General features: G+C 62.0%; 12 protein-coding genes. 9 read left to right on the top strand and 3 right to left on the bottom strand.

Annotated elements, in window-relative coordinates; all coding sequences use genetic code 11:
* Positions 1-56 precede the first annotated feature (56 nt).
* Positions 57-959 carry a LysR family transcriptional regulator gene (locus tag QLG10_RS12410; RefSeq protein ID WP_282487425.1) on the bottom strand — a complete coding sequence of 301 codons (903 nt, stop codon included), beginning with the start codon at positions 957-959 and terminating at the stop codon, positions 57-59.
* A gap of 120 nt (positions 960-1,079) precedes the next feature.
* Between QLG10_RS12410 and QLG10_RS12405 the strand changes: the two genes are divergently transcribed.
* Positions 1,080-2,726, top strand: a complete 1,647-nt coding sequence (locus tag QLG10_RS12405; protein WP_282487424.1) for a GMC family oxidoreductase N-terminal domain-containing protein — start codon at positions 1,080-1,082, stop codon at positions 2,724-2,726.
* Positions 2,727-2,844: 118 nt separating this feature from the next.
* Positions 2,845-4,467, top strand: a complete 1,623-nt coding sequence (locus QLG10_RS12400; protein ID WP_110751436.1) for an MFS transporter — start codon at positions 2,845-2,847, stop codon at positions 4,465-4,467.
* Positions 4,468-4,567: 100 nt separating this feature from the next.
* Here QLG10_RS12400 and QLG10_RS12395 read toward each other — a convergent pair whose 3' ends face one another.
* Entirely contained in the window at positions 4,568-4,936 is a 369-nt protein-coding gene (locus tag QLG10_RS12395; RefSeq protein ID WP_020798535.1) for a DUF427 domain-containing protein, read from the bottom strand.
* A gap of 256 nt (positions 4,937-5,192) precedes the next feature.
* On the opposite strand from QLG10_RS12395, the gene QLG10_RS12390 reads away from it, so the two are divergent.
* Complete coding sequence (locus QLG10_RS12390; protein ID WP_110751475.1) at positions 5,193-7,136, top strand: DNA topoisomerase III; 1,944 nt, start codon at positions 5,193-5,195, stop codon at positions 7,134-7,136.
* Positions 7,137-7,324: 188 nt separating this feature from the next.
* Positions 7,325-9,064 carry a dipeptidase gene (locus QLG10_RS12385; RefSeq protein WP_248677135.1) on the top strand — a complete coding sequence of 580 codons (1,740 nt, stop codon included), beginning with the start codon at positions 7,325-7,327 and terminating at the stop codon, positions 9,062-9,064.
* Between the two features lie 22 nt (positions 9,065-9,086).
* On the opposite strand, the gene QLG10_RS12380 is transcribed toward QLG10_RS12385, so the two are convergent.
* The gene (locus QLG10_RS12380) at positions 9,087-9,377 is read right to left on the bottom strand and encodes a hypothetical protein (RefSeq protein WP_282487423.1); all 291 of its coding nucleotides are present in this window, start codon (positions 9,375-9,377) and stop codon (positions 9,087-9,089) included.
* Positions 9,378-9,461: 84 nt separating this feature from the next.
* On the opposite strand from QLG10_RS12380, the gene QLG10_RS12375 reads away from it, so the two are divergent.
* The 5 genes from QLG10_RS12375 to QLG10_RS12355 all read left to right on the top strand — a co-directional run bounded on the left by QLG10_RS12375 (position 9,462) and on the right by QLG10_RS12355 (position 13,773).
* Positions 9,462-10,133, top strand: a complete 672-nt coding sequence (locus tag QLG10_RS12375) for a GntR family transcriptional regulator (RefSeq protein ID WP_110751430.1) — start codon at positions 9,462-9,464, stop codon at positions 10,131-10,133.
* A gap of 113 nt (positions 10,134-10,246) precedes the next feature.
* Positions 10,247-11,179, top strand: coding sequence for a 4-hydroxyproline epimerase (locus tag QLG10_RS12370; RefSeq protein ID WP_282487422.1), 933 nt, complete (start codon positions 10,247-10,249; stop codon positions 11,177-11,179).
* Entirely contained in the window at positions 11,176-12,291 is a 1,116-nt protein-coding gene (locus QLG10_RS12365) for an FAD-dependent oxidoreductase (RefSeq protein ID WP_110751426.1), read from the top strand. The genes QLG10_RS12370 and QLG10_RS12365 overlap by 4 nt, the downstream gene beginning before the upstream one ends.
* Positions 12,284-12,520, top strand: a complete 237-nt coding sequence (locus tag QLG10_RS12360) for a 2Fe-2S iron-sulfur cluster-binding protein (protein WP_282487421.1) — start codon at positions 12,284-12,286, stop codon at positions 12,518-12,520. Before QLG10_RS12365 ends, QLG10_RS12360 begins: the two co-directional genes overlap by 8 nt.
* Positions 12,517-13,773, top strand: a complete 1,257-nt coding sequence (locus QLG10_RS12355) for an FAD/NAD(P)-binding oxidoreductase (RefSeq protein ID WP_110751422.1) — start codon at positions 12,517-12,519, stop codon at positions 13,771-13,773. Before QLG10_RS12360 ends, QLG10_RS12355 begins: the two co-directional genes overlap by 4 nt.
* Position 13,774 lies beyond the last annotated feature (1 nt).

The raw sequence follows: 13,774 nt of genomic DNA, 5'->3' as shown, positions 1-13,774 counted from the left end.
GAAAAATCAAAAGATCGCAGCCTGCGGCAGCTCCTACAGTGGTATCCGAGGCACCGTTAAATCACGGGAGGGTTGGGGCCCAGCAACAAATCCTGCTCACGCTCACACAACTCCACCACGTAATCCCACATCACCCGCAACCGCACCGACTTGTGCAACTCGCGACGGGTACTGATCCAGTAGCTGCGCAGAATGCTCTCCTGGGGGAACAACGGCACAAGGCCAGGATCGGCACTGGCCATGTAGCACGGCAGCACGGCGATCCCAAGACCTGCGCGCGCGGCCTGTTGCTGGGCGATGACGCTGGTGCTGTGGAACACCACCTGCGGGTTGCGGCAAAAGCTGTTGAGGAACATCAATTCCTGGCTGAACAGCAAATCGTCGACGTAGCCGATCCAGGCATGGCGCCCCAGGTCTTCACGATTTCGCAGCGCCGGGGAGCGGTCGAGGTAGTCCTGGCTGGCGTAGAGCGCCAGGCGATAGTCCGCCAGTTTGCGCGTGACCAGCATGTCGGCGGCCGGGCGCTCCAGGTGGATGCTGATTTCCGCCTCGCGGTTGAGGATGCTGACAAAACGCGGCACCGCCACCAGTTCCACTTCCAGTCCGGGGTAGCGCTCGAACAGTCCGTTCATGCGGCTGGCAAGGAACATGATGCCCAGCCCTTCCGTCACCCCCACCCGGATCTTGCCCAGCGGCGCCGTGGACTGGGTGATTTCTTCTTGCGCCAGCAGCGCGACGTTCTCCATCGCCTCGGCGTGCTTGAGCAATGCTTCGCCCGCCGGCGTCAGCTCATATCCCTGGGCATGCTGCACGAACAGTGCGGTGCCCAGGCTCTTTTCAATGGCCTCGATGTGCCGCGCCACGGTGGCATGGGTGGTGTTCAAACGGCGCGCAGCCGTGAGCAAACGCCCGCTTCGCTGTAGCTCGAGAAAGAACCGCAGGTCATTCCAGTCGAACATCGTCCATCCCTTGGTCAGCGTTGTTTAAAAACGAACAGTAGCTGGGTAAAAACTAACATTCTTTTAACGAAAGCTAACAACTAGGATGAACCCCAACAAGAACAACAAGCGAGGTCAGGGATGCACGCTTCCCTTGATGAATACGACTACATCGTGGTCGGGGCCGGGCCGGCCGGTTGTTTACTGGCCAATCGCCTGTCGGCCAACCCGCAATACCGCGTGCTGCTGCTCGAAGCCGGCGGTCGCGACAATTACGCCTGGATCCACATCCCGGTGGGCTACCTGTTCTGCATTGGCAATCCGCGAACCGACTGGTGCTTCAAGACCGAGGCGCAACCGGGCTTGCAAGGTCGTACCCTGAGTTACCCACGCGGCAAGGTACTGGGCGGCTGTTCGTCGATCAACGGCATGATCTACATGCGCGGCCAGGCCGGTGACTACGACGGCTGGGCGGCCGACGGCAACCCTGGCTGGCGTTGGCAAGACGTGCTGCCGTTGTTCAAGAAGAGCGAAAACCATTTTGCCGGCGAGTCAACGTTTCACGGCGCCAGCGGCGACTGGCGGGTCGAACGCCAGCGCCTGTCCTGGCCGATTCTGGATGCTTTTCGCAGCGCCGCCGAACAAAGCGGCATCGCCAGCATCGACGACTTCAACCAGGGCGATAACGAAGGTTGCGGCTATTTCCAGGTCAACCAGAAGGCTGGCATACGCTGGAATGCGGCCAAGGCCTTTCTCAAACCGATCCGCCAGCGCCCCAACCTGACGGTGCTGACCGGTGTCGAGGTCGACCGCGTAATGCTGGAAAACGCTCGTGCTTCGGCGGTCAGCGCCCGATGGCAGGGCCAGGTCAAGACTTTCAAGGCGCGCAAGGAAATCGTCCTGTGCGCCGGTTCCGTCGGTTCACCGAGCATCCTGCAGCGTTCCGGCATCGGCCCTCGCCCACTGCTGCAGCGCCTGGGCATCGGTGTAGTCCATGAACTGTCCGGCGTTGGCGGCAACTTGCAGGACCACCTGCAACTGCGGCTGATCTACAAGCTGGAGAATGCCCGAACACTCAATCAAATCGCCGGCAGCCTGTGGGGCAAGATGGGCATGGGCCTGCGTTATCTGTATGACCGCAGCGGTCCGTTGTCGATGGCGCCGAGTCAGTTGGGGGCCTTTGCGCGTTCAGGGCCCGAGCAAACCTCGGCCAACCTCGAGTACCACGTGCAGCCGCTGTCGCTGGAGCGCTTTGGTGAGCCGTTGCACGCCTTCCCGGCCTTTACCGCATCGGTTTGCGATCTGCGTCCGCAAAGCCGCGGCACGGTGCAGATCCGCTCTGCCGATCCACAACAAGCGCCGCTGATCCAGCCCAATTACCTGAGCCACGCGGAAGACTTGCGGGTCGCCGCCGATGCCATCCGCCTGACCCGGCGCATCGTTGCCGCGCCGGCCCTGAGGGCGTTCAAACCGGTCGAGTACCTGCCCGGCGACAGCCTGCAGAGCGAAGAACAGCTGCATGAAGCCGCCGCGCGGATCGGCACGACGATTTTCCATCCGGTCGGCACCTGCCGCATGGGCAACGACGCGGACGCGGTGGTCGATGCCGAACTGCGCGTGCACGGCATCCCCGGCCTGCGCATCGCCGATGCCTCGATCATGCCGCGCATCACCTCGGGCAACACCTGCTCGCCTACGCTGATGATCGCGGAGAAGGCTGCGCAACTCATTCTTGACCCTGACACAAGGAGCATCACCCCGACAAAGGAACTGGCCACACACCCCTGAACCCTGCTCGCTCCTACGGGTGACGGGTACACCCGATTTATGGATAAACGCGGCGCCCGCCCACAAGGAAAGCGCCGACAGTGGAACAACAAAAACAATCACTGTGAGGGATACCGATATGTCAGAACACGTTCAGCCCCTGGAAGCCGTGCGCAGCGCGGGCACCAGCCAGGAAACCCAGAAAGTCATCTTCGCCTCGTCGCTCGGGACGGTTTTCGAGTGGTATGACTTTTTCCTCTACGGCGCCCTCGCGGCGGTGATCAGCAAACAGTTCTTCGCCGGGGTCAACGACACCACGGCGTTTATCTTTGCCTTGATGGCGTTCGCCGCCGGCTTCATTGTCAGGCCATTCGGCGCCCTGGTGTTCGGCCGGTTGGGGGACATGATCGGGCGCAAATACACCTTCCTCGCCACCATCGTGCTGATGGGCCTGGCAACCTTCTGCGTCGGCTTGCTGCCCAATTACGCGAGCATCGGCATTGCCGCGCCGATCATCCTCGTGGTGCTGCGCATGCTCCAGGGCCTGGCGCTGGGCGGGGAATACGGCGGTGCAGCGACCTACGTGGCAGAGCACGCGCCGATCGGCAAGCGCGGGTTCCACACCAGCTGGATTCAATCGACCGCCACCCTCGGCCTGTTGCTGTCGCTGCTGGTGGTACTGGGTTGCCGCTATTTCACGGGCGATCAATTCGAAGTCTGGGGCTGGCGCATTCCGTTTCTGTTTTCGATCATTCTGCTGGGCATCTCGACCTGGATTCGCCTGAGCCTGCACGAGTCGCCTGCGTTCGTGAAAATGAAAGAGGAAGGCAAACTCTGCAAATCGCCGATCCGCGATTCCTTCGGCAAGTGGGAAAACCTCAAGGTGGTATTGATCGCCCTGTTCAGCATCAACGCCGGACAAGCGGTGACCTTCTATGCTGCGCAGTTCTATGTGCTGTTCTTCCTCACCCAGTTCCTGAAAATGGACCCCGCGGTGGCCAACGGCTTGCTGATCGTCAGTGTGACCATCGGCGCACCTTTCTTCATTTTCTTTGGCTGGCTATCGGACAAGGTCGGGCGCAAACCCGTGCTGATGCTTGGCCTGCTGCTGGCCACCGCGTTGTACTTTCCGATCTTCAAGACCCTGGCCCACTACGCCAACCCGGCCATCGACCAGGCCAGCCGCCAGGCGCCGATTACCGTGCTCGCGGACCCGGCCACCTGCACCTTCCAGTTCGACCCGGTAGGCAAGGCGAAATTCGACAGTCCATGCGACAAGGTCAAGACCTTCCTGGTCAAGCAAGGCCTGCCGTACCAGAGCGCAGCAGCCCCGGCCGGCAGCGGTGTGCAGGTCAGCGTCGGTGACATGAAGATCGACGGTTTCGACGAAGCCGCCCTGCGGGGCGCGGTGACCCTGGCGGGTTACCCGCAACAGGCCGACATGCAGCAGATCAACAAACCAATGATCGTGGCCCTGATTGTCGCGCTGATCATCATCTCCGCCATGTGCTACGGACCGCTGGCGGCGCTGATGGTCGAACTGTTCCCGACCCGTATCCGCTACACCTCGATGTCCCTGCCCTACCACATCGGTAATGGCTGGTTCGGCGGCTTCCTGCCGACCGTGTCATTTGCCCTGGTGGTGTACACCGGCGACATCTTCTACGGGCTGTGGTACCCGGTGCTGATCACCGGGGTGAGCCTGGTAGTGGGGATGTTGTGCCTGCGTGAGACACGTAACGTCGATCTGGATAAGAACTGATTGAAAATCAAAAGATCGCAGCCTGCGGCAGCTCCTACCCTGGAATGCGTTCCCCTGTAGGAGCTGCCGCAGGCTGAGATCTTTTAATGGCAATGGCGACTCACTCGTCGAGTTCAACGAGCTCGAACTTCACCTGGTCCGGATAAAACGCCATGTATTCGCGTATCTGTGCAACCGAGACTTTCGGATTCTCGTAACTCCACACCGCATTAGCCCCTTCATGCCCCGGCACCTGCAAACTGAAATAGCTGGCATCGCCCTTGTAGGGGCAATAGCTGGTGTGGTCGGTGCGGGCGAAATATTTCTCGTCGATATCTTCTCGCGGGACGTAGTACACCGGAGGGTAATTGGCCTCCAATAGCACCAGCGCACGTGAAGACGCAGCCACCTGGATACCGTGGAACTTCACCAACAGGCAGCCTGGCTGCTCGGCGATGGTGATGACAGGGCTGGGACCGGAGCTTTTCATGGAAAACAATCCTCATGACAGAAGTTGACCTGCAGGAGCGTGGCTTGCCCGCGATGGGCCGTGCAGCGACCCCAAAACCTGAGACTACGATTTATCAGGTATAACTCAGATTCCCCGATAACGATGGCCTCACAGCCAAACGGCCTGCGCAACCAGACGCAACGCAAAAACTGTACATCCATACAGATAAAGATTGCTCTCGCGCGCCGCTCACGCCATCCTGTGCACTTGCGCACATTGATCGACGATGGTGGTTATGCGGCTTTACCTCTGTGAAAAACCTTCCCAGGCCAAAGACATTGCGGCCGTGCTCGGCGCGCGGCGACGTGGCGACGGCTGCTGGCTGGGAACGGACGTCACAGTGACCTGGTGCATCGGCCACCTGCTGGAAACCGCGCCCCCGGATGCCTATGACGCGCGCTACAAGCGCTGGGTACTGGCAGACCTGCCGATCATTCCCGACAAATGGAAGATGACCGTCAAGCCGCGCACGGCCAGCCAATACAAGGTGGTCAAGCGCCTGCTCGGCGAAGCACGCGACCTGGTCATCGCCACCGACGCCGACCGCGAGGGCGAGATGATCGCCAGGGAACTGGTGGAGCATTGCCGCTATCGCGGCCCGATCCAGAGATTGTGGCTGTCGGCGCTGGACGATGCCTCGATCCGCAAGGCCCTCGCCGCCCTCAAGCCCGGTGCTCAGACCTTCAGTCTTTACCATTCGGCGCTGGGGCGCTCCCGGGCCGACTGGCTGATCGGCATGAACATGAGTCGGCTATTCACCTTGCTGGGACGCCAGTCCGGGTATCAGGGCGTGCTGCCAGTCGGCCGGGTGCAGACGCCTACCTTGCGCCTGGTCGTGGATCGCGACCGCAGCATCGCCGCCTTCGTGCCCGTGCCCTACTGGGCTGTCGAGGTGCAGTTGCTGCACGACGGCACCACCTTCACCGCACAATGGCGGGCCGCCTCCGAGGTGTGCGACGACCAGGATCGCTGCCTGAATCAGGCGCTGGCGCAACGAGCGGCAGCGGCCATGCTTGCCGCCGCAAGCGCCAGGGTCATCAAGCTGCGCACCGAACGGATGCGCGAAGTGGCGCCGCTGCCATTCGACCTCGGCACCTTGCAGGAAGTCTGCTCGAAAAAGCTCGGGCTCGGTGCCCAGGAAACCCTCGACATCGCCCAGGCGCTCTACGAAACCCACAAGGTCATCACCTACCCGCGCAGCGACTGCGGCTACTTGCCACTCAGCCAGCACAGCGAAGCACCGGGCATCCTGGCGGCGCTACGCCAGGCCGACCCGGCACTGAATGCCTTGCACGATTATTTGGAGCCCCAGCGTCGCTCACGGGCCTGGAACGATGCCAAGGTCAGCGCGCACCACGGCATCATTCCCACCGCCGCGGCAAAAAACCTCGATCGCCTGGCAGGCAAGCAACGCGCGGTCTACACCTTGATCCGCGCCCGTTACCTGGCGCAGTTCCTGCCCAACCACGAGTTCGACCGCACCCAGGCCGACTTCGATTGCGCTGGCGAGGCCTTGCGTGCGGTCGGCAAGCAAATCGTCGAACCTGGCTGGAAACGCGCCCTGCCCGAAGCCCTTGCACCCGCCAAGGGCCGCGAAGCACCCGCCCCGCAAACCCTGCCCAACCTCAGGGAAGGCATTGATTGCGCGGTGGCTGACGTGCAACTCAAGGACCTCTGGACACAACCGCCCAAACCCTTCACCGAAGGCGACCTGATCAAGGCCATGAAAAACGTCGCCAAACTGGTGGAAGATCCATTGCTCAAGCAAAAACTCAAGGACACCACCGGCATCGGCACCGAAGCGACTCGAGCCTCGATCATCCAGGGCCTGCTCGACCGTGGTTACCTGATCAAGAACGGCAAGGCGCTTGCCGCGACCCCGGCCGCTTTCAGCCTGATCGATGCGGTACCGCGGGCCATTGCCGACCCGGGCACCACCGCCATCTGGGAGCAGGCCCTGGACATGGTGCAGAGCGGCGAAATGAGCCTGGACGAGTTCGTCACCAAACAGGCTGCCTGGATGAGCAAGCAAGTCAGTCGCTGCGCCGGCCTGAGCCTCACCATCAGCGGTCCGGCCAGCCCTGCCGGGCGCGGTGCAACGCCTTGGAAAAACAAACGCAAGCCGGCCAAGCGCAAGCCTGCAGGCACCAGCAAACGTGGGACAAAAACGGCCCTGTAGGAACCGACTCGCGGGCGATGGCGGTTCGTCATGCGCGTTTTTCATATCTGCGCCGCTTTTGCATTTCTGTGCGACAGATCCCACTTCGGGGGCTGCCCACCTCTCCCTCGCAGTGTTAGCTTGCGGATGTTTCTGATCATACGATCAGATATTTCCTACAAACCGCCTGCAAAGGAATGCCCCCAGCAATGGACTTTTCACTCAAGCACCTGGCCGCAGCTACCCTGATGGTCGCCAGCCTGTCGTCGTTCACCAGCGCTGCACATGCCAACATCACCCCGCAACAGAATGCGGTCATCCTCAAGACGTTCAGCGATACCTCGGTCAAGGATTTCCGCCAGTTCCTGACAAGCCTGGCCAAGCGCGATATCGCCAAGACTGACGATCTTGGCACGGCCATCAGTGCCTTCCTCGATAACAAGACACTGTCCCCTGAGCAGCAAAACCAGATCTATCGCCTGCTTGGCCTCTACACACGGGTGAAATACGGCAGCGCTGCTACGCAAACCCTGCGTGAACTGGTGGCCATCCCGACCGTGCGCGTGGACGGCGTTGCCCAGCACGACAATCCCGAATTCATCAAGATCGCCGAGAAGATCAAGAGCCTGGCCCAGGGGTTCAACCTGAGCTTTCGCAACATCGACAACCGCGTTTATGAAATTTCCCTGGAAGGCGCTGGTGATGAAGTCGTCGGCATTCACGCCCATGCCGACGTGGTGCCGGTGACGCCAGAGAATTGGGTACTGCAGGATGGCACCCGTCTCGATCCGTTCAAGGTCACCCAGGTGGGCGATCGCATGTATGGCCGGGGTACGGAAGATGACAAGAACGGCATCGTGGTCACGCTCTACGCCATGAAGGTCATCAAGGAAGAGAAACTGCCGCTGGCCAGGAACTTCAAGCTGCTGGTAGACACCACCGAAGAAACCACGGGCGACGCCATCCCCTATTATTTCGAACGCAACCCGACGCCGAACTACAACCTGGCACTGGATGGCGGCTACCCGGTGGTGATTGCCGAGAAAGGCTACGGCACGGTCATGGCCAGCTTCGCCAAGCGCAAGGCTCAAGGCAAGGGCGCTGAAATCACCGCGATGACCGGCGGCCTGGCGACCAACCAGATTCCGTCGACCTCGGTCGCCACCCTGGTGACGGACAATCCCGCGGAACTGGCGGCCAGCCTGCAGAAGGCCGGTACAGAGTACGCCATGCGCAATGGTGGCAACTTTGACGTCGCCGCCAAGGTGGTCGGCAACGACGTCATGCTGACCGTCACCGGTGTGTCCGCCCACTCCTCCGAACCCGAGTCTGGCGTCAACCCGGTGGCGAGGATGCTGGACTTCATCAACAGCCTCGACGGCAAGGTCGCGCTCAAGCACAACCACATCACCGACGCCGCCCGCTATGCCGCCGACAACTGGGGGCTGGATTACCTGGGGGGCAAATTGGCACTGGGTTTCGCCGATGAGTTCATGGGTCCGCTGACCACCTCCCTGACTTATGTCGGGATGGATGACAAAACCTTCAAGCTTGCGGTCAACCTGCGAGTACCGAAGGGCAAGTCCCCGGAAGTACTGAAGTCTGAAATCGCCACAAAACTGGATGCCTGGAGCAAACAGAGCAACATCGCACCAGCCTTCGACTACTCCATCGCCGAACCGATGTACCGCAATCCCGAGGGTGAATGGGTCAAGGCCCTGCTCGCCGTGGCCAGCGAAAACCTCGGCATGGAGCACAAGTTCGGTACCTCCGCCGGCGCCACCTCAGTGCACGAACTGCCCAACGGCGTGCAATTCGGCCTGGCCATGCCGGACGTCAAATACACCGGTCACAACGACAACGAGTTCAAGACCACCGAGCAATTCCTGCTTGACCTGCAAATCGTGACCGAGATGATGAGCCGCATCGGGCAGCTACCGAAGCTTTGATTCACCTGGCGGGGTCGCTACGTCACGGCGCCCCCACCTTCCCCTTGTCTGGGCACGCTGTGCGGCGATCTGATTTGCCGGCGAACCAGACGCTGCGGTGTACCTGTTGCACCGCGTTACCGTTCTTCGCGGCCAACCGGATCGCCGCACCGCTGACGCCTACAGGACTTTGCACGCGCTCCGGATGTACCTGCCAAAACGTTAATTCCCCACCCTCACCGGTCTGCGTCAGCACACGTACGTCGTTGTAGATCAGTACTGATGTCCGCGCCCCGGCATTCGGCCGCGTGAAATGTGTGTACAGGTAAGTCATGCGAACTACGTCAAGGCACAGGCAGTGAGTTTCGGCGCAAAATTCGTATACCATATCTCTAACTCAATCCGAACGACCGCCGCCGTGAACTCACCCAAATTCAACGCTCCCGACTTGGGCAATGCGCCTTCGACATCGGAAATCATCACTCGCCATCTGCGTGACGCCATCGTCGCGGGGCACTTCGCCGAAGACGAGCCTATTCGCCAGGACGACATCGCCCGGCAGTTCAACGTCAGCAAGATCCCGGTCCGCGAGGCCCTCAAGCGTCTGGAAGCCGAAGGCCTGGTGATGTTCCAGCGCAATCGCGGGGCAATGGTCACGCGGGTGTCGGATGCCGAACTGGCACAGATGTTCGAAGTGCGCATGTTGCTTGAAGACAAGGTGCTGCGTCTGGCCATTCCCAACATGACCGAAGACACATTCGCCCGCGCCGAACGTATCTGCCAGGAGTTCATCGGCGAAGATGACGTGGGACGCTGGGCTGAGCTCAACTGGGAACTTCACGCCTGTCTCTACGAGCCGGCGCAACGCCCGTTTCTGGTGGGCCTGATCCGTTCGGTCAACGACAAACTGGAACGTTATCTGCGGATGCAGATGAGCCTCTCCTCCGGGAAGGAACGTGCCGACCACGAGCACCGGGAGATCGTCGAAGCCTGTCGCGCCGGTGACGTCGACCGGGCCGTGAAGCTGCTCGACGAACACATCGCCGGGGTCTGCAAAACGTTGTTCGAGCACCTGCCCCACCACCATTGACCGTCTGCTTGATTGTGCCGATTTCGTCATCGGTGCAGGATAAAACCATCAAGCCGCCAAGCCCTCGACGGGCCACTCTTGCGTTCACTCAACTGAACGGACGTGGCCCTGTCATGAAACGCATCACCGTGATCGACTCCCACACCGGCGGCGAACCCACCCGCCTGGTGACCGGCGGTTTTCCCGACCTGGGTACCGGCAGCATGGCCGAACGGCTTCGGCGGCTGGCTGAACACCATGATCAATGGCGCGCCGCCTGCGTACTCGAACCACGGGGCAGCGACGTGCTGGTTGGCGCATTGTTGTGTGAACCGGTCGACCCCGCTGCCTGCGCCGGAGTGATTTTCTTCAACAATACCGGCTACCTCGGCATGTGTGGCCACGGGACCATTGGCCTGGTGGCGTCGCTGGCACACCTGGGCAAGATCGGTCCGGGCGTGCACAGCATCGAAACACCGGTCGGCACCGTGCAGGCCACCTTGCACGACGACTTCTCCGTCAGCGTGCGCAACGTGCCGGCCTATCGTTATCGCAAAGCCGTAGCCTTGCAGGTGCCGGGGATCGGCCAGGTGGTTGGCGATATCGCCTGGGGGGGCAATTGGTTTTTCCTGATCGCCGAACATGGCCTGCCGATCGACAGTGACAACCTGGAGGCGTTGACCGCTTACACCTACGCCGTGCAGCAAGCACTGGACATTCAGGGGATACGCGGTGAAGACGGCGGGTTGATCGACCACGTCGAACTGTTCGCCGATGACGCCCAGGCCGACAGCCGCAACTTTGTGCTCTGTCCCGGCAAGGCCTACGACCGTTCGCCCTGCGGCACCGGCACCAGTGCCAAGTTGGCGTGCCTGGCAGCCGACGGCAAATTGCAACCGGGACAGATCTGGCGTCAGGCCAGCGTGATCGGCAGCGAGTTCGAGGGCTCCTACGAACGTCATGGCGAGCGCATCGTACCGACCATTCGCGGCCGCGCTCATATCAATGCCGAAGCCAGCCTGATCATTGAACAGGCCGACCCGTTCGCCTGGGGCATTCGCCCATGAACCAAGGCCTGGTGGCCGATGTGATCGTGATCGGTGCAGGTATCATCGGCGCCGCTTGTGCCCAGGCGCTGGCCCGGCGCGGCTTGCGTGTGCTGGTACTGGACGCTGGCCTGCACGGCGCGACAGCCGCCGGCATGGGCCACTTGCTGGTGCTCGATGACAACCCTGCCGAACTGGCCCTGAGCCAATACTCAGTGCAACGCTGGCGCGAACAGGCCCCGCAACTGCCCGATAGCTGCGCTTATCGCAGCAATGGCACACTGTGGCTGGCGGCCAATGCCGAGGAAATGGCCGTGGCCCAAAGCAAACACATGAACCTTCAAGCCCGGGGCGTTACCTGCGAGCTGATCACCCGCAACGCCTTGCATGCCCGCGAGCCGGAGTTACGCGATGGCCTGGAGGGTGGTTTGTTGATCAACGGCGACGGCATTCTCTATGCCCCGGCGACCGCCAACTGGATGCTCGACACGCCGGGCATCGAACAACGGCGGGCACGGGTCAGCGAGGTCGATGGCAACCGCGTGCGACTCGATGATGGCCAGTGGTTGAACGCTGAAGCGGTCATTTTGGCCAACGGCATCCAGGCCAATGACCTGTGCCCCGAGTTGCCGATCGAACCGAAGAAGGGCCACCTGCTGATCACCGACCGCTACCCCGGCAAGGTCACCCACACGCTGGTAGAGCTGGGTTACGTCACCAGCGCCCACAACGCGACGGGACCGTCGACAGCCTGCAACATTCAGCCCCGCCCCACCGGGCAATTGTTCATTGGTGCTTCGCGACAATTCGGCACCACCGACCCGCAGGTCGAAGGTTGGATGCTCGCGAAAATGCTCAAGCGCGCCACCGAATACATGCCGGGCCTGGCTCAACTCAATGGTATCCGCGCCTGGACCGGCTTTCGCGCCGCTAGCCCGGACGGCCTGCCGCTGATTGGCCAGCATCCCAAACGCAAAGGCCTGTGGCTGGCGGTCGGGCACGAAGGACTGGGGGTCACCACGGCGCCCGGGACTGCCGACTTACTGGTCGCGCAATTGTTCAACGAGACGCCGCCCCTGGCGGTACAACCCTATCTGCCGCAACGTTTTCTTGAAGAGGCCGCCTATGCTTGATTTGATCATGGATGGCCGCGCGCTGAAGGTGGCCGCGGGCACGACGGTGGCTGCGGCACTGGCACTGGCCGGTGACGGTTGCAGTCGCACTTCAGTCAGCGGTCAACGGCGCGCGCCGATGTGCGGCATGGGTATCTGCCACGAATGCCGGGTGACCATTGACGGTCGCTGCGCCCTGGCCTGTCAGACGCTATGCCAGCAAGGCATGCAAGTGCAGACTCGACCATGAACGAATACGCCGACCTGCTGATCATCGGCGCCGGCCCCGCGGGCATGAGTGCCGCCCTCGCCGCTGCGTCCACTGGTGCACACATTGTGGTGCTCGACGACAACCCGCTGCCGGGCGGCCAGATCTGGCGCGACGGGCCACAGGCCAGCCTGCCGAATCAGGCACGGCAGATGCGCGAGCGCCTGCAGGCCAACAGCAATATCCGCCACCATGCCGGCACCCGTGTAATTGCCCTCGCTGGTGCCAAGCAATTGCTGGTGGAAGACGCCGACCGAGGCTGGTTGATCGGCTATGACAAACTGATTCTATGTACCGGTGCCCGTGAATTGCTGCTGCCCTTCCCCGGCTGGACGCTGCCAGGAGTGACCGGCGCGGGCGGGCTTCAGGCGCTGATCAAGGGTGGCCTGCCCGTGCAGGACGAGCGTGTGGTGATCGCCGGCAGCGGTCCGTTGCTACTGGCCAGCGCGGCCACTGCGAAACACAACGGTGCCCAGGTGCTGCGCATCGCCGAGCAGGCCTCTGCGGTCGCGGTCGCAGGATTCGCCCTGCAGCTGCCGCGCTGGCCGGGCAAGCTGGTGCAATCTTTCAGTCTGCTCGACCGCCATTACTGCACTGGCACCCACGTCGTGGCGGCCTTGGGCAACGAACGGCTGGAAGCTGTGCGATTGCGGCATCAGGGCAAAATCGTTGAATTGGCGTGTGATCGCCTGGCCTGTGGTTTCGGCCTGATTCCCAACACCCAACTCGGTCAGGCCTTGGGCTGCGCGCTCGATGGCTCGGCGCTTGCCGTGGATGCCTGGCAAACCACGAGCCGTACCGGCCACTACGCCGCTGGCGAATGCACCGGTTTCGGCGGCAGTGAGCTGGCGCTGGTCGAAGGGACAATCGCCGGGCACGTGGCGGTGGGTAACACCGCGGCAGCACGGGATTTGTGGCCAAGTCGCGCACGTTGGCAGGGTTTCGCCAAGGCGTTGAACAGCGCCTTCAGCCTCGACCCGCAGCTCAAGTCGCTGGCGCAACCCGACACGCTGGTCTGTCGTTGCGAAGACGTACCCTACTCGGTGCTATCCGGACACGTTGGCTGGCGCGAGGCCAAACTGGCCAGCCGCTGCGGCATGGGCGCCTGCCAGGGCCGGGTGTGTGGCGGTGCCTTGCAGTATCTGTTCGACTGGCAACCCACGGCGCCCCGGCCGCCGTTCAACCCGGCGCGCGTCGAAACCCTGATGTGCCTGGATGACACGCCACCGGTGTAAA

This window comes from Pseudomonas sp. V98_8 (assembly GCF_029967975.1).
GTDB classification, from domain to species: Bacteria; Pseudomonadota; Gammaproteobacteria; order Pseudomonadales; family Pseudomonadaceae; genus Aquipseudomonas; species Aquipseudomonas umsongensis.
Note: the sequence above shows the minus strand (reverse complement) of the source record. Positions and strands in the feature narration are given on the sequence as shown.

Bases quoted from the DNA above. Each gene is read 5' to 3' on its own strand.
- QLG10_RS12405 (WP_282487424.1), top strand. From the start codon at position 1,080: ATGCACGCTTCCCTTGATGAATACGACTACATCGTGGTCGGGGCCGGG.
- QLG10_RS12355 (WP_110751422.1), top strand. From the start codon at position 12,517: ATGAACGAATACGCCGACCTGCTGATCATCGGCGCCGGCCCCGCGGGC.
- QLG10_RS12380 (WP_282487423.1), bottom strand. From the start codon at position 9,377: ATGACTTACCTGTACACACATTTCACGCGGCCGAATGCCGGGGCGCGG.
- QLG10_RS12400 (WP_110751436.1), top strand. From the start codon at position 2,845: ATGTCAGAACACGTTCAGCCCCTGGAAGCCGTGCGCAGCGCGGGCACC.
- QLG10_RS12370 (WP_282487422.1), top strand. From the start codon at position 10,247: ATGAAACGCATCACCGTGATCGACTCCCACACCGGCGGCGAACCCACC.
- QLG10_RS12385 (WP_248677135.1), top strand. From the start codon at position 7,325: ATGGACTTTTCACTCAAGCACCTGGCCGCAGCTACCCTGATGGTCGCC.
- QLG10_RS12395 (WP_020798535.1), bottom strand. From the start codon at position 4,936: ATGAAAAGCTCCGGTCCCAGCCCTGTCATCACCATCGCCGAGCAGCCA.
- QLG10_RS12410 (WP_282487425.1), bottom strand. From the start codon at position 959: ATGTTCGACTGGAATGACCTGCGGTTCTTTCTCGAGCTACAGCGAAGC.
- QLG10_RS12360 (WP_282487421.1), top strand. From the start codon at position 12,284: ATGCTTGATTTGATCATGGATGGCCGCGCGCTGAAGGTGGCCGCGGGC.
- QLG10_RS12390 (WP_110751475.1), top strand. From the start codon at position 5,193: ATGCGGCTTTACCTCTGTGAAAAACCTTCCCAGGCCAAAGACATTGCG.
- QLG10_RS12365 (WP_110751426.1), top strand. From the start codon at position 11,176: ATGAACCAAGGCCTGGTGGCCGATGTGATCGTGATCGGTGCAGGTATC.